General features: G+C 69.6%; 18 protein-coding genes and 1 tRNA gene. 12 read left to right on the forward strand and 7 right to left on the reverse strand.

Features of this window, described 5'->3' with window-relative positions:
• Window position 1 precedes the first annotated feature (1 nt).
• On the reverse strand, window positions 2-676 hold the full coding sequence (locus tag ACHAAC_RS08350) for a sortase domain-containing protein (RefSeq protein WP_435715666.1): 675 nt from the start codon (window positions 674-676) through the stop codon (window positions 2-4).
• Between the two features lie 351 nt (window positions 677-1,027).
• Between ACHAAC_RS08350 and ACHAAC_RS08355 the strand changes: the two genes are divergently transcribed.
• Complete coding sequence (locus tag ACHAAC_RS08355) at window positions 1,028-2,179, forward strand: pyridoxal phosphate-dependent aminotransferase (RefSeq protein ID WP_435715667.1); 1,152 nt, start codon at window positions 1,028-1,030, stop codon at window positions 2,177-2,179.
• A 19-nt stretch (window positions 2,180-2,198) separates the two neighbouring features.
• On the opposite strand, the gene ACHAAC_RS08360 is transcribed toward ACHAAC_RS08355, so the two are convergent.
• Entirely contained in the window at window positions 2,199-2,684 is a 486-nt protein-coding gene (locus ACHAAC_RS08360; RefSeq protein WP_435715668.1) for an Lrp/AsnC family transcriptional regulator, read from the reverse strand.
• 120 nt (window positions 2,685-2,804) lie between these two features.
• Here ACHAAC_RS08360 and hppD point away from each other — a divergent pair, with 120 nt between their 5' ends.
• A complete protein-coding gene (gene hppD / locus ACHAAC_RS08365; protein WP_435715669.1) occupies window positions 2,805-4,019 on the forward strand; it encodes a 4-hydroxyphenylpyruvate dioxygenase in 1,215 nt (404 codons plus the stop codon).
• Window positions 4,020-4,022: 3 nt separating this feature from the next.
• Here hppD and ACHAAC_RS08370 read toward each other — a convergent pair whose 3' ends face one another.
• Window positions 4,023-4,700: an alpha/beta hydrolase gene (locus tag ACHAAC_RS08370; RefSeq protein WP_435715670.1), complete on the reverse strand. Its 678-nt coding sequence runs from the start codon at window positions 4,698-4,700 to the stop codon at window positions 4,023-4,025.
• 127 nt (window positions 4,701-4,827) lie between these two features.
• Here ACHAAC_RS08370 and ACHAAC_RS08375 point away from each other — a divergent pair, with 127 nt between their 5' ends.
• A complete protein-coding gene (locus ACHAAC_RS08375) occupies window positions 4,828-5,271 on the forward strand; it encodes a YybH family protein (RefSeq protein ID WP_435715671.1) in 444 nt (147 codons plus the stop codon).
• A 109-nt stretch (window positions 5,272-5,380) separates the two neighbouring features.
• Here ACHAAC_RS08375 and ACHAAC_RS08380 read toward each other — a convergent pair whose 3' ends face one another.
• Both ACHAAC_RS08380 and ACHAAC_RS08385 read right to left on the reverse strand, forming a co-directional pair.
• Entirely contained in the window at window positions 5,381-5,782 is a 402-nt protein-coding gene (locus tag ACHAAC_RS08380) for a hypothetical protein (protein WP_435715672.1), read from the reverse strand.
• A complete protein-coding gene (locus ACHAAC_RS08385) occupies window positions 5,779-6,579 on the reverse strand; it encodes a nucleotidyltransferase domain-containing protein (protein ID WP_435715673.1) in 801 nt (266 codons plus the stop codon). Before ACHAAC_RS08385 ends, ACHAAC_RS08380 begins: the two co-directional genes overlap by 4 nt.
• A gap of 109 nt (window positions 6,580-6,688) precedes the next feature.
• Between ACHAAC_RS08385 and ACHAAC_RS08390 the strand changes: the two genes are divergently transcribed.
• Window positions 6,689-6,976, forward strand: coding sequence for a hypothetical protein (locus ACHAAC_RS08390; protein WP_435715674.1), 288 nt, complete (start codon window positions 6,689-6,691; stop codon window positions 6,974-6,976).
• 54 nt (window positions 6,977-7,030) lie between these two features.
• Here the strand turns inward: ACHAAC_RS08390 and ACHAAC_RS08395 are convergent.
• Window positions 7,031-7,106, reverse strand: a tRNA-Thr gene (locus ACHAAC_RS08395).
• A 93-nt stretch (window positions 7,107-7,199) separates the two neighbouring features.
• On the opposite strand from ACHAAC_RS08395, the gene ACHAAC_RS08400 reads away from it, so the two are divergent.
• Window positions 7,200-7,499, forward strand: a complete 300-nt coding sequence (locus ACHAAC_RS08400; RefSeq protein WP_435715675.1) for a chorismate mutase — start codon at window positions 7,200-7,202, stop codon at window positions 7,497-7,499.
• A gap of 45 nt (window positions 7,500-7,544) precedes the next feature.
• On the opposite strand, the gene ACHAAC_RS08405 is transcribed toward ACHAAC_RS08400, so the two are convergent.
• On the reverse strand, window positions 7,545-8,531 hold the full coding sequence (locus ACHAAC_RS08405) for a LacI family DNA-binding transcriptional regulator (protein ID WP_435715676.1): 987 nt from the start codon (window positions 8,529-8,531) through the stop codon (window positions 7,545-7,547).
• A 126-nt stretch (window positions 8,532-8,657) separates the two neighbouring features.
• Between ACHAAC_RS08405 and ACHAAC_RS08410 the strand changes: the two genes are divergently transcribed.
• The 7 genes from ACHAAC_RS08410 to ACHAAC_RS08440 all read left to right on the forward strand — a co-directional run bounded on the left by ACHAAC_RS08410 (window position 8,658) and on the right by ACHAAC_RS08440 (window position 16,234).
• Window positions 8,658-9,224, forward strand: coding sequence for a TRAP transporter small permease (locus tag ACHAAC_RS08410; RefSeq protein ID WP_435715677.1), 567 nt, complete (start codon window positions 8,658-8,660; stop codon window positions 9,222-9,224).
• Between the two features lie 67 nt (window positions 9,225-9,291).
• Window positions 9,292-10,566: a TRAP transporter large permease gene (locus tag ACHAAC_RS08415; RefSeq protein ID WP_435715678.1), complete on the forward strand. Its 1,275-nt coding sequence runs from the start codon at window positions 9,292-9,294 to the stop codon at window positions 10,564-10,566.
• Window positions 10,563-11,465 (forward strand): shikimate dehydrogenase, encoded by a 903-nt coding sequence (locus ACHAAC_RS08420; protein ID WP_435715679.1) that lies wholly within the window; start codon window positions 10,563-10,565, stop codon window positions 11,463-11,465. The genes ACHAAC_RS08415 and ACHAAC_RS08420 overlap by 4 nt, the downstream gene beginning before the upstream one ends.
• A 26-nt stretch (window positions 11,466-11,491) precedes the next feature.
• The gene (dctP, locus tag ACHAAC_RS08425; RefSeq protein WP_435715680.1) at window positions 11,492-12,511 is read left to right on the forward strand and encodes a TRAP transporter substrate-binding protein DctP; all 1,020 of its coding nucleotides are present in this window, start codon (window positions 11,492-11,494) and stop codon (window positions 12,509-12,511) included.
• A complete protein-coding gene (locus ACHAAC_RS08430; protein ID WP_435715681.1) occupies window positions 12,508-13,497 on the forward strand; it encodes a phosphotriesterase family protein in 990 nt (329 codons plus the stop codon). Before dctP ends, ACHAAC_RS08430 begins: the two co-directional genes overlap by 4 nt.
• 3 nt (window positions 13,498-13,500) lie before the next feature.
• A complete protein-coding gene (locus ACHAAC_RS08435; protein WP_435715682.1) occupies window positions 13,501-15,303 on the forward strand; it encodes a bifunctional sugar phosphate isomerase/epimerase/4-hydroxyphenylpyruvate dioxygenase family protein in 1,803 nt (600 codons plus the stop codon).
• A gap of 31 nt (window positions 15,304-15,334) precedes the next feature.
• Complete coding sequence (locus tag ACHAAC_RS08440; protein ID WP_435715683.1) at window positions 15,335-16,234, forward strand: AEC family transporter; 900 nt, start codon at window positions 15,335-15,337, stop codon at window positions 16,232-16,234.
• Window positions 16,235-16,242: the final 8 nt, after the last annotated feature.

The following is a 16,242-nucleotide window of genomic DNA, read 5'->3' on the forward strand; positions in this document are numbered from 1 at the left end:
ATCACGCTGGAGCCTCGGACTTGTCGACCGTCTCGACCAGGTCGCCGAAGACGACGTTGCGGTTGCGCGTGTGGAACAGCTCGGAGCACGTCAGCAACGTCAGCCTGGCCTCGGTGGGCTGCTCGCCGCGCAGGTCAGGATCCGGGACGGGCTGGAGCGGCCAGCCGACGGTGAAGTCCAGGGTGATCTCGTCACCGTTGTTCTCCAGCTCGTAGGTGTAGACGTGGGTCCGCGTTTCGACCTCCACGACGTCACCGGCGCGGAGCTCCAGGAAGTCCCGGAACGGCTCACCATGGGTGACGCGGTGGCCGGCGATGGCGAAGTTGCCGACCTCACCGGGAAGGACGCCCTCCTCGTACCAGCCGACACCGCGGGCGAGGTCGTCGTCGTCGAAGCCCTTGACGATCGGCACCTCGTAGTCGTCGCCGAAGCGCTCGACGCGCAGCAGGCCGATGGCGTCGGAGTCCAGGCCTTGGCCCCAGTCGTCGGCGATGACCTGTCGGATCTCGTTGTGCTCGGCCTTGGCGACGACGTTGGTTCCCCAGTACTGCCAGGCGCCCCACCCGAGGATGCCGAGACCGCCGAGCATGAGGGCGAGACCGAGCGCGGTGACCACGGGGTTGCGACGGCGCCGCGTGCTGCGGCGTCCGGGGCGGGAGGGGGCAGCGGCGCTCATCGAACCCATCATCTCACGCGGCACCGCGGACCTCCGGAGGGAATCTGCCAAATCGCTTGAACCACACGGGCACTGACCTAGACTGATGGTGCACGCCCCGCCGTTTCACCCCCCGAGAACGGCGGGGCGTTGCTTTGCCCGGAAGAAGTACCCAGCCACCCGCCGGTCTCGCCGGGCGAAGCCCGCAACCAGCACCCGAACGGCGGGGCGTTGCTCTGCCCGGAAGAAGTACCCAGCCACCCGCCGGTCTCGCCGGGCGAAGCCCGCAACCAGCACCGGAACGGCGGGGCGTTGCTTTGCCCGGAAGAAGTGCCCAGTCGCCGGCTCCCGGACGTGCGTACAGTCGATGCGATGAGGACGAGCAGTGAACGCCTGGCTGGGCTGGGGACGACGATCTTCGCGCGGATGAGCGCCCTCGCGCTGGAGACCGGCGCGGTCAACCTCGGCCAGGGCTTCCCGGACACCGACGGTCCCGACGCCGTCATCGAGTCCGCGGTGCGAGCCCTGCGCGGGGGTCGCAACCAGTACGCGCCCGGCTCCGGGGTTCCCGAGCTGCGTCAGGCGGTGGCCGATCACCAGCGTCGCTTCTACGGCATCGAGCTCGACCCCGACTCCGAGGTGGCGGTGACCACCGGTGCCACCGAGGCCATCGCGGCGGCCCTGCTGGGCCTGGTCGAGCCGGGCGACGAGGTGCTCGTGCTGGAGCCCTACTACGACTCCTACGTCGCGGGCCTGCAGATGGTCGGCGCGGTGCGTCGGCCGGTGACCCTGCGCGCCCCCGACTTCAGGGTGCCGGTGGAGGAGCTGCGCGCGGCCGTCACCGAGCGGACCACGGCCATCCTGCTCAACACCCCGCACAACCCGACCGGGACGGTGCTGACCCGCACCGAGCTCGAGGCCATCGCGGACGTCGCCCGCGAGAACGACCTGCTGGTCATCAGCGACGAGGTGTACGAGCACCTGACCTTCGACGTGCCGCACATCCCGATCGCCACCCTCCCGGGGATGGCGGAGCGGACGCTGACCATCTCCAGCGGCGGCAAGACCTTCTCGTTCACCGGGTGGAAGGTCGGCTGGGCGTCCGGCCCTGCCCCGCTGGTCTCGGCACTGCTGAGCGCCAAGCAGTTCATGACGTTCACGTCGGGCTCGCCGCTGCAGCCGGCCATCGCCGACGCTCTCGTCCTGGGGGATGAGTACTTCACGTCGTTCACTGCCGGGATGCGGGAGCGACGCGACCAGCTGTGTGCAGGTCTGGCCGACATCGGCTTCGACGTCACCATCCCGGAGGGCACCTACTTCGCGACGACGGACATCCGGCCCCTCGGGTTCGACGACGGCCTGGAGTTCTGCCTCGGGCTGCCGGAGCGGGCCGGCGTGGTGGCGGTTCCGCACCAGGTCTTCCACGACGACCAGGAGGCCGGCCGCCCGCTCGTGCGGTGGGCGTTCTGCAAGCGTCCCGAGGTCATCGACGAGGCGCTCGAACGCTTGTCCGTCCTGCGTTGACTGCCGTCGCGGTCAACCGTCAGCGGTAGCGGGGGGCCCGGCCACCGGCGGTGACGTCCCGGGCGAGCATCGGCAGGACGCGGGGGGCGACCAGCTCGCTGAGCACGACGACGCTCGTGGACCGCACGATCGAGCCGGACGTGCTCATGTGCAGCAGGACGTCCTGCAGGTCCTCGTGCGACGCAGCGGCGATCTTGCACAGGACGTCGGCGGACCCGCTCGTCACGTGGGCCTCGAGCACGTTCGGCAACGAGTCCAGCTCGGATCGGACGTCCTCCAGGCGGCCCTGGGCGATCTCGAGCGTCGCGAAGGCCAGGACGGGGTGGCCGGCGGCTGCGAGGTCCACGTCGGGGCCGTAGCCCGTGATGACGCCGGCGGCCTCCATCTTGGCCAGCCGCGACTGGACCGTGGCTCGCGCCACCTCCGTCAGGCGGGAGAGCTCCAGGTCGCCGGCCCGCGGGTGCTCGCGCAACGCGCGGACCAGGGCCAGGTCGAGAGCATCCATCGTCATCACTCCTGTGCAGATTGCCGAGACCACAACCACACTACGTGCGAGAGATGGCCAATTCGTGGAGCCGGACTACGCAGGGTTGTCATCGGTCGTGGTATCGGGTGACCTGAGCACATGACTCCCCCCACGGCCGCCACCGCCCTGACCGACTTCGAGCGCCTCGCCGACCTCGACCTGGACCAGCTGCAGCAGCTCGTGGGCCTGGTGGAGTACGACGCCTCCACCGACCCGTTCCCGGTCACCGGCTGGGACGCCATCGTCTGGGCCGTCGGCAACGCCACACAGTCGGCTGCGTTCTACCAGAGCGTCTACGGGATGGAGCTCGTCGCCTACTCCGGGCCCGAGACCGGCAACCGCGACCACCACGCCTACGTCCTGCGCAGCGGAGCGGTGCGCTTCGTGCTCAAGGGCGGCGTGGACCCGGACAGCGCCCTCCTGGACCACCACCGGCGGCACGGCGACGGTGTTGTCGACATCGCCCTGGAGGTCCCCGACGTCGACGCGTGCATCGAGCACGCCCGTCATCAGGGCGCGACGATCCTCGCCGAGCCCGAGGACCTGTCCGACGAGCACGGCACCGTGCGGACCGCCGCCATCGGGACGTACGGCGACACCCGGCACACGTTGGTGGACCGCAGCCGCTACGACGGCGCCTACCTGCCCGGCTACGTCGAGCGTCGCTCCGGCCTGCAGCGTCCGGAGGGGGCTCCCACCCGCGTCTTCCAGGCGCTCGACCACGTCGTCGGCAACGTCGAGATCGGTCGGATGGACGAGTGGGTGGACTTCTACCACCGCATCATGGGCTTCACGAACATGGCCGAGTTCATCGGCGACGACATCGCCACGGACTACTCCGCCCTCATGAGCAAGGTGGTGGCCAGCGGCAACCACCGGGTCAAGTTCCCGCTCAACGAGCCGGCCGTGGCCAAGAAGCGCTCGCAGATCGATGAGTACCTGGACTTCTACCGTGGCCCGGGTGCCCAGCACCTCGCGCTGGCCACCGGCGACATCCTCGCCACGGTGGACCACCTGCGCGCGCACGGCGTGGAGTTCCTGAACACGCCGGAGTCCTACTACACCGACCCCGAGCTGCGGGCCCGCATCGGCGAGGTCCGGGTGCCCATCTCCGAGCTGCAGAAGCGCGGCATCCTGGTGGACCGCGACGAGGACGGCTACCTGCTGCAGATCTTCACCAAGCCGGTCGGAGACCGGCCCACCGTGTTCTTCGAGCTGATCGAGCGGCACGGCTCCCTCGGGTTCGGCAAGGGCAACTTCCAGGCCCTGTTCGAGGCCATCGAGCGCGAGCAGGAGCGCCGCGGCAACTTCTGAGGCTCAGACGTCGATGCCCTGACGAGCGCCCATGGCGTCGGCGAGCGGAGAGGTCGCCTCCGCGCCGAGGCGGTGCCAGCGCACGAAGTCCGTGGCGAGGCCGGTGAAGGTGCTGCTGCGCGAGAGCATCGCGTGCTTGCCGCCGGAGACCCGGACCAGGCCGACGTCGGCGGAGCGGGAGAGGTCGCGCGCCACGAACTCGGCGTTGGTCAGCGGCGCGATCCGGTCGGCCGTGCCGTGGACGATGAGGATGCGGCGGGCCTTCAGGTCGGTCGCACCGTCGGCCGGGTAGAGGTAGGGGTTGAGCGCGACGACGCTGTCCACCGCCGGGTGGTCGGCGGCCAGCAACGCGGCGCGCCCCCCGAGGGAGTGCCCGACGAGCGTCGCGGGCAGGTCGGTCCCGAGGTCGTCCCGTACCTGGCCCAGTGCCCACTGCGCGTCCTTGACCGGCGTGTGCGTGGAGTCCCAGCCACGGACGGAGTTCAGGAGGCGGTAGACGGCGAGCCGACCACGTCCCACCCGGGCGAGCCTGCGGGCGATCGGCACCATCCTGAGCACCGACAGCTGCGTCGGGCTGACCATCATCGCCTCGCCGCGACTCCCCCCACCGTGCAGCACGAGGGCGACCCCCTCGGGACGCGTCGGGACCGTGACGGGGATGAGTCGGGGTGAGACGTCCATGGGACGAGTCTCGTGGCGAACGCATCCCCGCACACGTCGAGACGCGGTGCGGATCGAGCACCTTTGACGGTGACGGCGACCCGCGGCTGGACTTGCGGAGCCCTGCAGGTCCTCACAGATTGGACCCATGACAGATCCCACGCTCGAAGACGGGCTGCGAGAGTTCGTCGCGGACCGCGTCCGAGCCGTCGCCGCCCGCGATGCTGCTCCGCTCGTCGACGCTCACTCCCAGGACGTCGTGAGCTTCCCGGTCCTCCCACCGGCGGAGACCCACGGCACCGGCGATGTGGCCGACGCGCTGACGGCCTGGTTGGACTCCTACGAGGTCGGCCCCGGGTACGAGGTCCATCACCTGCGCGTGGCGGCCGGCGGCGACCTCGGCTACTGCTCCTTCCGCTACCACGTGAGCGGCACGCTCCACGGCGGTGGCGAGGTCGACATGTGGGTGCGCGCCACCCTGGTGTGTCGCCGCGACGACGGTCGGTGGCGGATCATCCACACCCACGAGTCGGTTCCCTTCGACCCGGAGACCGGCGCCGGACTGATCTCGGCCGGCCCCGAGGACGACTAGGCGTACTCAGCAGGGACGTTCATGACAGTCGGCTGATCGGCGGCTGATCTCAAGCTCTGCCGCATCGGTCGAATGGGCCGTGAGCGTGCAACCAACCCCAAGGCGATCGCTAACGACGTATCGCTGAGCGCGCGGCCTCCAACAGGCGCTCCGCAGCACGCTCCACGCGACCACGAGTGCTCACACTGATCGCACCCGCGGCATATTGAGCCTTGGTCTTGTTCTGGACCAGCAGCGTGAGGTCCTTCTTCAGTCCTTCAGCCCCCTGCACACCCCCTAACAACTTCACGGCCTCGGCGTGATTCCCACCCGAAGCTCGCTCGCCCAACGCGAGTCCGCAGACCACATCAGCGCCGGCGATGCCCGCCAGCACGAACGAGGAGACCGAGGCCCGGACACTGGCCGGCTCGTCACCCTGCAGATCCCGCGTCTCCAACCCCTGACTGAACAACGCCTCAGCGTCCGAGAGTCGGGAAACGCACTCCGCGCGTGAGACCTTAACCGTCTTCATGGCTTCGCCTTCAGCGCCGCCCTGGCAGCCTGGGAAAGCTCCAGCGTCCTTGTCATGTTGGCCAGGCTGCTCTTCATCTCCGGCGTGAACTCGATCGACGGCGCGAGCTCAGCCAGCATTCGCCTCATCGAATCCGAGATCTGCAGCTCAGCCACCGCGGGCAGTCCCTTGGCGAACGCCTCCAAGAAAGCCTTCGGAAGTAGCTCAGACGTCGAGACCCCGGCCACACGATGCCGTGCATCAGTCATCACCGGCGCTCCTGCCACCGCCAGATCCACGAGCTCCATCGGGCCCACATCCAATATGTCGACATCGTTGCCCGTCCACACCTGAACCGACTCCTGCAAGTCCTGGAGCTGCGACTCCCATCTATCCCGCTCCGCATCCTGCAGAGCAGGAGCGGCAACCAGAATGTCGACATCACTCTCAACGGTCGACTCTCCACGAGCCGAAGACCCGAACAACTCAACCGACAACGGCTGAATCTCCCACCCCGACACCTGGCCAGCAATGGCCTCATCGAGTCGATCCAGAGCGTTTGCCAACAGCTCGACCGCGGGCCAGGCGATGTGCTCCCGGTTCGCAGAGTAGGCATATGACTTACCCACGCGCAGCTCGCTGATCACGCCCTGCTCCACCAGCCGATGCAACACCTTCCGGATACCCGCCGGACTACCCTCCGCACACAGGTCAATCACCTGCTGCGTCGACAACGACCCAGCAGCCTGCGACAGCACGCGCAGCACGTGCCCATCGAGAGTGGGCGTGACCGCAGCGAACGGATTCCGGAGATCCATGTCTCTACTTTAGTAGATAATTGTGCACAAAAGTAGAACCAAGTCGGTCGAGGACACCCCCATCTGCGATGGAGTGAGGCAGCAGCCCTCCAGCGTCGAGACGTCGATAGTGGCGGAGGTCAACGTCCGGCGGAACTCGCGCTGGAGCGAAACGGTGGACGCAGTCGGCCCACCGGGCATTCGTGTCCACGATCTGCGGCACGCGGCCGCCAGTCTGATGCTGGTCCGGGCGAGCGGCGTCGACGTTGCCGCCGTCCTCGGGCACGCGAACAGCCACACCACTTTGACAGTGCACGCCCACCTGGTGGGTAGTCGTCTGGATGACGTGAGCACCCGGTTGAACCGGCTGCTCGAGGCACCGCACGGCCAAGAAGCGGCCAAGAACGCCACCGACTGATCCATCTGAACGCTGGATCTGAGTCCAGCCGCCTCGCTGACCAGCGAGACTGTGTGGAGCCGCCTGTCGGAATCGAACCGACGACCTTTTCATTACGAGTGAAACGCTCTACCGACTGAGCTAAGGCGGCGACGGTCCGCCGGGGATCGCCCGCCGAACCTCGATGAGTCTATCCGTCGGGCGGTCGGGGGACGAATCCGACCCTGTGCGTAGGATCGGCGCCGTGGCTGTCGAGGACGAGGACGTGCGAGCCGAGCTGGAGAGCATGCGCTCGAGCATCGACAACATCGACGCCGCGCTCGTGCACCTGCTGGCAGAGCGGTTCAAGTGCACCCAGCGCGTGGGCCGACTCAAGGCCGAGCACAACCTCCCTCCGGCCGACCCCGAGCGCGAGGGGCGCCAGATCGCCCGACTCCGGTCGTTGGCACTGGACGTCGACCTCGATCCTGCCTTCGCGGAGAAGTTCCTGACCTTCATCATCGATGAGGTCATCCGCCACCACGAGGCCATCCGCGACTCCTGACGACCGCCGCGCGCCGTCCGGGTCGCGCCCGACTGCCTCGACAGATCAGTCCGCAGGCCCCGTCGAGCGACGCAGGACCAGCTCGGTCGGCAGCGCGACGCGTGGCGCCTCCCCCGTCACACCGGAGCCCGCAGCCTCCATGAGCAGCTCGACGGCGGTCCGGCCGGCGTCGACATGGACCCCGCCCAAGGTCGTCAGGCTCGGCGTGCACAGGTCCGAGGCGAAGATGTCGTCGAAGCCCACGACGCTCATGTCCTCGGGGACCTTGACGCCCCGTTCCGCCAGTCGCTGCATGACGCCGATCGCCAGCAGGTCGTTGTGGGCGACGATCGCGGTGCACCCGGTGTTCAGCGCACCGTCGGCAGCGGCTCCGCCCTGGCTGACCTTGGGGGTGAACGGACCGATCCGCCGGGCCCCCAGTCCGAGGTCGTGGGCAGCGTCCTGCAGGGCGCTCCACCGCTTGGCCGCCATCCAGGCCTCCCGCGGCCCCGCCAGGTAGACCAGCTCACGATGACCGAGGGAGCCGAGGTGCTCCACGATGTGCCGGCACCCCTCGTCGTGGTCGAGCACGACGCTGGCCAGACCGGGGAGCTCGCGGCTGACCAGCACGACGGGACGCTGGCTCGCCACCTGGCGCAGCTCGTCGTCCGGCAACCGACTGGCGGCGAGGACGAACCCGTCGACCGACGAGACCAGGCGCTGGATCTGGTTCATCTCGACCCGGGCCGACTCCTCGCCGTTGACCAGCACCAAGGTGTACCCCGAGGACCGGGCGCGCGACTCCGCACCCCGGATCAGCTCGAAGTAGTGCGGATTGGTGATGTCCGAGACCACCATCGCCACCGTGTGGTGGCGGCCCGAGAGCAGTGCCCTGGCATGCGGGTTGGGACGGTAGTCGAGCTCGGCCGCCACCTGCAGGACCCGCTCCCGGGTCGCTCGACCCACCCGTTGGGGGTCGGAGAAGGCCCGCGAGACCGTTGACGTGGCAACGCCGGCCTCACGGGCCACGTCATAGATGGTCGGCCCTGGCACAGGGACATCGAAGCCGATGATGGCAACTCTTGGCAACCCCTTGCCGTGTCGTGGGTCACTTTCCTACGGTCAGGGCTGTGACCACCGCCACGGTGCGGCACGACCGTCCACGAGGAAGGAGCTCCAGTGGGGGCCTCGACGTTCTTCTCCGACCCGCCGCCGGCGGTGCGCCGTGTCATCCGCGTGGTGACGGCGATCGAGCTGTCGATCGGGTGCCTCGCCCTGGTGCTGATGTTCGCGCTCGTGCTCGTGCAGGCCGGGCAGCGCTACCTGCCCTTCCAAGGCTGGTCGTTCACCGGCGAGCTTGCCCTGTTCTGCCTGGTGTGGCTGACGTTCGTCACCGCCGGTGTCCTGGTCACCAGCGATTCCCACATCGCCATCGAGGTCATCGACGCCGCCCCCTCTCCGATCGTGCGACGCGTCGTGCGGGTCTTCGCGAGCCTGGTGGTCGCCGCGGCGGGCCTGGGCCTGACCGTGCAGGCCTGGGACCTCGTCGGCACGCAGGGAGTGATCTCCTCCCCGGCCATGGGCATGCCGATGTCCTGGCTCTACGCGATCTCCATCATCGGGTTCATCAGCACGACCATTCGAGCGCTCATCGCCGCCGCGCGGTTCGCCGTCCTCGGGGCTCCGGAGCGCGAGGACGACACGACTGCCGCGCCGGCACCCACTCATCCTGGAGGTCTCGCATGAGCGAGCGTCAGCAGAAGAACCTCATGCGGGCGCGCTCCTACGGTGGGGTGTCTGAGGACGTGACCGCATGAGTGTCCTGCTGCTGTGCGCCGTGATCGCGCTGCTGCTCCTGCTGCGCGTGCCGGTCGCCTTCGCGTTCATCGCCCCGTCCTTGGCCTTCATGCTCCTGACCGGGCAGTCGTTGGGGCTGGCGCTGCGACTCGTCGCGGAGTCGACGGCCAGCTTCCCACTGCTCGCCGTCCCGCTGTTCATCCTGCTCGGGTCCCTCGCCAACCATGCCGGGATCGCCGAGCGGCTCTTCGACTTCGCCCTCGCCCTCCTGGGCCGCGTACGGGGCAACCTCGGCTACGTCGCGGTCGGCACGAGCGTGGGGTTCTCCTGGATGAGTGGCTCGGCCGTCGCCGACGCTGCGGCCCTCGGCAAGCTCCAGATCCCCACGATGGTGCGCAACGGGTACTCCAAGCGGTTCGCGCTCGGCGTGACCGGAGCCTCCTCGCTCATCGCGCCCGTCATGCCGCCGAGCATCCCCGCGGTCATCTACGCCGGGCTCGCCGCGGTCTCGACGGGGGCCCTCTTCGCGGCCTCGGTCGTCCCGGCCCTGCTGATGGCGTTCGGGATGTGCATCGTCGTCTTCCTGCTCTGCCGGAACAACGACGACATCGTGCGCACCGAGTTCAGCTGGGCCAGCGTCGCGCGGACCGGCCGCCGCGTCGTCGCGCCTCTCGGCGCCCCGGTGATCATCCTGGGGGGCATTCTCGGCGGCCTGTTCACCCCCACCGAGGCGGCCGCCGTCGGTGCGGCCTACATGGGCCTGCTCGGCTTCGCGTACCGCAAGCTCACGCTGCGGACCATGCCGAAGGTCCTGGTCGAGGCCGTCGTCACGAGCGCGGCGATCATGCTCATCATCGCCTCCGCCAACCTGCTCGGCTACGTCTTCGCACGCGAGCGCGTCCCCCAGCTGATGTCGGACTTCGTGCTCGGCCTCACCACCAACGCCACGGTGTTCCTGCTGCTGGTCTTCCTGCTCGCCCTCGTGCTGGGAACCGTCCTCGACGCGACGGCGGTCCTCACCCTCATCACACCGATCCTCATCCCGATCAGCGCCGCCTTCGACGTCGACCCGATCTCCCTCGGGGTGTTGGTCATCATCTCGCTCATGATCGGGCTGCTCACCCCGCCGATCGGCACGGTGCTCTTCGTCCTGCAGGCCGTGGCCAAGGCCAGGATGAGCGAGGTGTTCCTCGGGGCGCTGCCCTTCACCGTGCCCCTCCTGCTCATCTGCGCCGGCATCATCTTCTTCCCCGACGCCGTGACCTATCTGCCCGAGAGGCTCGGGCTGTGACGGGGCGGACCACCGCGCGCCGCTCCCTGCTCGCGGGCCTGCTCGGCCAGGGGATCGGCACGTCCCTCACGCCGGAGCTCCACGAGCGCGAGGCTGCCCGCCACGGCCTGCGGTACGTCTACAAGACGATCGACCTCCCTCCCGTTCGTCAGGATCGCGACAGCCTCGCCGCTCTGCTCGAGCACGCCCTCCTGCTGGGGTTCGACGGCTTCAACGTCACGCATCCGTTCAAGCAGTCGATGGTCCCCCTCGTCGACGAGCACGGGCCCGAGGTGACGGCGATCGGAGCCCTGAACACGATCGTCGTCAGGGACGGCAGGACCTACGGCCGCAACACCGACGTCACCGGCTTCGGCGCCGCGTTCGCCGAGGGCCTGGGCGACGCCGACCGCGGGCACGTGGTCCTCCTCGGGGCCGGTGGAGCCGGCACGGCCGTCGCGCACGCCCTGCTCGAGCAAGGCGTGCGGCACCTCGACGTGGTCGATCCCGACGACGTGCGGGCGGACGCGCTGCTCGGCTCCCTGGACCGTGGTCGGGACGGCACCGCCGTCGTGCGAAGGCTCCCCACCGATGCGCTGCCCCGCGCCGTGCCCGACGCCGCGGGCCTGGTCAACGCCACCCCCGTGGGCATGGCGAAGCATCCCGGTGCCCCGATCGACACGGAGCTGTTGTCCTCACGTACCTGGGTGGCCGACATCGTCTACCGCCCCCTCGAGACCGAGCTGCTGTGTGCGGCGGCCGACCGAGGCTGTCGAACCTTGAGCGGCGCCGGGATGGCCGTGCACCAGGCGGCCGACGCCTTCGAGCTCATCACCGGCCGCACCCCTGATCGATCCGCGATGGTCGCGGACTTCGACGACCTGGTCGAGCGCGAGCGCTCGACAGCCCGTCGCGCCTGAGAAAAGAACCCGAGAGAGGAATCATCATGACCAGACATCCCCACCCCACCCTGAGGCGCCGACGTGCCGCCCTGACCTTGGCGGCGGCTGCACCACTCCTCGCCGCCAGCGCCTGCGGAGGCGGTGGCGACGGTGACAGCGTCGAGATCACCCTGGCCCACAGCTACACCGAGGACCAGCCACAGCACCGCTGCGGCGCCCAGGTCATCGCCGACGCGGTCGCAGACGCCGACGCCGGGATGACCGTCGAGATCTTCAGCAACAGCGAGCTCGGCGGTGACGCCGACCGCATCTCCTCCGTCGTCTCCGGCGACGTCGACATCGACATCCAGGGCGCGTCCGGGCTCGGCGCCGTCTACGAGCCCGTGAGCGTGCTCGACGCGGCCTACGCCTTCGACGATGCGGACCACCTCGCGCGGTACTTCGAGTCCGAGCCCGCCGAGGAGCTGATCGAGGCCTTCGCCGACGAGGCCGGCATCCGCACTCTCGGCGCCTGGTCCGCCGGCATGCGGCACTTCACCGCCAACCAGGAGATCCGCGAACCGGCCGACCTCGAGGGTCTGCGGATGAGGTTCCCGAACTCCTCCCAGTTCCTCCTGAACGCCGAGGCGCTCGGCGCCGACGCCACCGAGGTGGCGTACGAGGAGCTGTTCCTCGCCCTCCAGCAGGGCACGGTCGAGGGCCAGGAGAACCCGATCGTCAACGTCGACGCCGTCAGCCTCGACGAGGTGCAGGACTTCATCAGCCTCTCCTCGCACCAGGCGAACTCCAACCTCGTCGTGATCGGCGGCGTCTGGGAGGAGCTGAACGAGGAGCAGCAGCAGGTCCTCTCGGACGCGGTCGCGACCGCGGTCGAGGAGGTGCCCGGCTGTGTCGAGGAGGACGAGCAGGAGCTGCTCGAGGGCTGGAGCTCCGGTGACGAGATGCAGGTCGTGGACGACGTCGACGTCGAGGCCTTCCGGTCCCAGGCCGATGAGTTCCTGCGGGCGAACTTCAACGAGGAGCAGCTCGCCGTCTACGAGGGCATCCGCGAGTCGGCGCAGTGACACCGGCCGGTGAGGTCCAGACGTTCTCCGGTCCGGTCCCAGCCCACGACCTGGGCACGACCTTGGTGCACGAGCACATCTTCGTGACCCACCCGGAGCTCGACCTGAACCTCCCCCACCCGGAGTGGGACCGCGAGCACGCCCTCCGGACGGCTGTCGACGGGCTCGAGCGACTCTACGAGCTGGGAGTGCGCACGGTCGTCGACCTGACCGTGCTCGGCCTCGGGCGCGACGTCGCCCGCGTCGCGGAGGTGGCCCGCCACGTGCGGGTCAACCTCGTGGCCTCGACCGGCTACTACACCTCCAACACCCTGCCGCACTACTTCGGCACGCACGGTCCGGGCCGCCTCGTGGACGGCCCGGATCCACTGACCGAGCTGTTCCTCTCCGACATCGAGGACGGCATCGCCGACACCGGCGTCCGCGCCGGGATGCTCAAGGTCGTCACGGACCGGGAGGGGATGACCCCCGACGTCCAGCGCGTCATCGTGGCCGCCGCGCAGGCGCACGTCAGGACCGGGGTGCCGATCACCACCCACACGCACGCGCCCTCGCACGTCGGGCTCGACCAGCTCGACCTCCTCCAGGAGCACGGCGTCGACCCGGGGCGCGTCGTAATCGGCCACAGCGGAGACACCGACGACCTCGACTACCTGCACGCGCTCCTCGAGCGAGGGGCGTGGCTCGGGCTGGACCGGTTCGGCATGGAGCACGTCTTCCCCGACGATCGACGCATCGCGACGACCCTGCACCTGCTGCGCGAGGGGCACGCCGACCGGCTCCTGCTCTCTCACGACGCCGCGTTCTTCAGCCGCGTCACACCGCCCTCGTGGCGGGCACGCGAGACCCCCCACTGGACGATGGAGAACATCAGCACGCGCATCGTGCCGGCCCTGCTCGCCGGTGGCGCCACCGAGCAGGACATCGACCAGATGCTCGTGCAGAACCCGGCACGGCTGCTCTCCCCGAGCGCCGGGGGTGCGTGAGCCGTGCGGACGTCGATCGCCACCGTGTGCATCAGTGGCACCCTGACCGAGAAGTTGCGAGCCTGTGCCGATGCCGGCTTCGACGGCATCGAGGTCTTCGAGCCCGACCTGATCTCCAGCCCCGAGAGCCCCGAGGAGATCGCGGCGCTCGCCAGCCGGCTGGGCCTCACCCTCGACCTCTACCAGCCCTTCCGCGACGCGGAGGGGGTCGACGAGGCCACCTTCGTGTCCGTGCTGCACCGGGCGCGAGCCAAGTTCTCCCTGATGGAGCGGCTCGGCATCGAGACGATCCTGGTGTGCAGCAACGCCGGCACGGCCACCGTGGACGACGACGCGGTCAGCGCCGACCAGCTGCGTCGGCTGGCCGACGTGGCGCAGGAGCACGGCCGGCGTCTGGCCTTCGAGGCCCTCGCCTGGGGACGCTTCGTCGATGACTACCGTCGAGCCTGGCGCATCGTCGAGCAGGCTGATCATCCGGCCCTCGGCGTGTGTCTGGACAGCTTCCACATCCTGTCCCGCGGCCACGACCCGGCGGCGATCGAGCGGATCCCGGGCGAGAAGATCTTCTTCGTCCAGCTGGCCGACGCCCCCGCGCTCACCATGGACGTGCTCTCGTGGAGCCGGCACCACCGTCTCTTCCCTGGGGAGGGCTCCTTCGACCTTCCCGGCTTCATGGGCCACGTCATGCGCGCGGGGTATGACGGGCCGTGGTCGTTGGAGGTGTTCAACGACGTCTTCCGCCAGACCGACACGCTGCGGACCGCGCAGCAGGCACGACGCTCGTTGACGTGGTTGGAGGACCAGAGCACCGAGCGGGCGGACGGCGAAGGCACGATGGCGCTGCCCGCCGTCGACCAGCCGCACGACTTCGACTTCGTCGAGGTCAAGGCCGACGACACCTCCGCGGTCGAGGAGCTGCTGCGTCAGCTCGGGTTCACCTTCCGGGGACGGCACCGGAGCAAGCCGGTCCGTCTCTGGTCTTACGGGTCGGCGCGTCTGGTGTGCAACGAGCAGCAGGCCCGCGACCTCGAGCCGACCCTCGCGGCCGTCGGCTTCGAGGTCACCGATGCCGACGCCTCGGCCGACCGGGCCCGCCGACTCCAGGCTCCCGCCGTCAGCCGCCGGTCACTGGCCGGGGAGATCGACCTGGCGGCCTTCTCCGCACCCGACGGCACCGAGATCTTCCTCGCCGACGCGCCCGACGGTGTCGAGAGCGCGTGGGTCGGGGAGTTCGACGGTGGGAGCACGGCCGGCGAGCCGGCCCTCATCACGGGCATCGACCACGTCAACCTGGCTCATCCGTGGCAGAGCTTCGACGAGGCCGTGCTGTTCTACTCCAGCGTCCTCGACCTCGGCCTCGACGCCGGGCAGGACATCGCCGCACCCTCCGGCCTCGTCCGCAGCCAGGTCGTGCGCTCCGACGACTGCGCGGTCCGACTCGCCCTGAACGTCGCACCACTCGCCCACGACGGCGTCCTGGCCCAGCACGTCGCCTTCGCGAGCCCTGACGTCGTCGAGGTCGCACGGCGGGCTCGCGATGCCGGCCTCCAACCACTGCCCGTGCCGCAGAACTACTACGACGACCTTGCCGCCCGGTTCGACCTCGGCCGCGAACGCCTCGCCGAGCTCCGAGAGCTGGGAGTCCTGTACGACCGGGACCGGACCGGTGAGTTCCTGCACTTCTACACCGAGACGATCGGCGCGGTCTTCCTGGAGGTGGTGCAACGCGGCGGTGAGTACCGCGGGTTCGGGGCCCCCAACGCCCCCGTCCGGCTCGCCGCCCAGCACCTGCGCGATCGCCGGTGAGCACCCACGCCGTGCTCCCCGCGCTCTCGGCGTGCTGACGGCTGCCGTCGCCCTCGCACCGGTCGTGGGCGGCATGGCCGCAGGCCAGGCACTGCGCCGCCTGGGCACGGCCGGAGTGCGCGACGGCCAGTTCCTGCTGCTCCTGAACCTCTGGGTCTGCATGCCGGCGCTGGTCTTCCGGGCACTCAGCGGGGTCGAGCCGGCACGCGAGCTGGCACTCTTCCCCGCCCTGGCGGCCGGGTCGGTGCTGGCCGGCTACGTGCTCGGCCGTGTCGCCGTCAGCCGGTTCGACGTCGGCGGGTCACCCCAGCGCGGCGTGGTGCTGATGGCGTTCATGGTGGTGAACGCCGCCTTCGCGCTGCCGTTCGTCGATGCCCTGTACGGCGATGCCGGGGTGGCGCGGCTCGCGGCCTTCGACGTCGTCAACAACATCCTGGTGCTCACGGCCGTGTCCACGGTGGCCTCGCGCGCGGGATCGCGCCCGGGGACCCGCGGCTTGTGGCGTCCGCTGGTCGGCACCCCGCCGCTCTACGCAATCGCCGCCGGGCTGGCGGTCAACCTGACGGGGGTGGACGTTCCCGAGATCGCCGGGGGACCGATCGACACCTTCGCCGCGGCCAGCCCCTTCGCCGTGGCCATCGGAGCCGGGATCCTCTTTCGACCCACCCGCGACCGCTTTCGTCAGGCCGCCACGATCGCCGCCGGCCGGATCATCCTGGGTCTGACCCTCGCCGTGACCCTCGTCCTGCTGCTCGACCTGGACGGCGTGGACCGCGGCGTCGTGCTCCTGCTCGGTGCAGCACCCGTCGGTTTCGTGACCGTGGCCTTCGCGGCGCTCGAGCGACTCGACGACGACCTCGCCGCGCAGGTACTGGCGTGGTCGCTCCTGGGCGGTCTGGTGGCCTCCGTCGCCGTCGCCCTGGTCGCCTGAGGAACCAG

It is taken from the genome of Aeromicrobium sp. CF4.19 (assembly GCF_051262555.1).
Lineage (GTDB): Bacteria > Actinomycetota > Actinomycetes > Propionibacteriales > Nocardioidaceae > Aeromicrobium.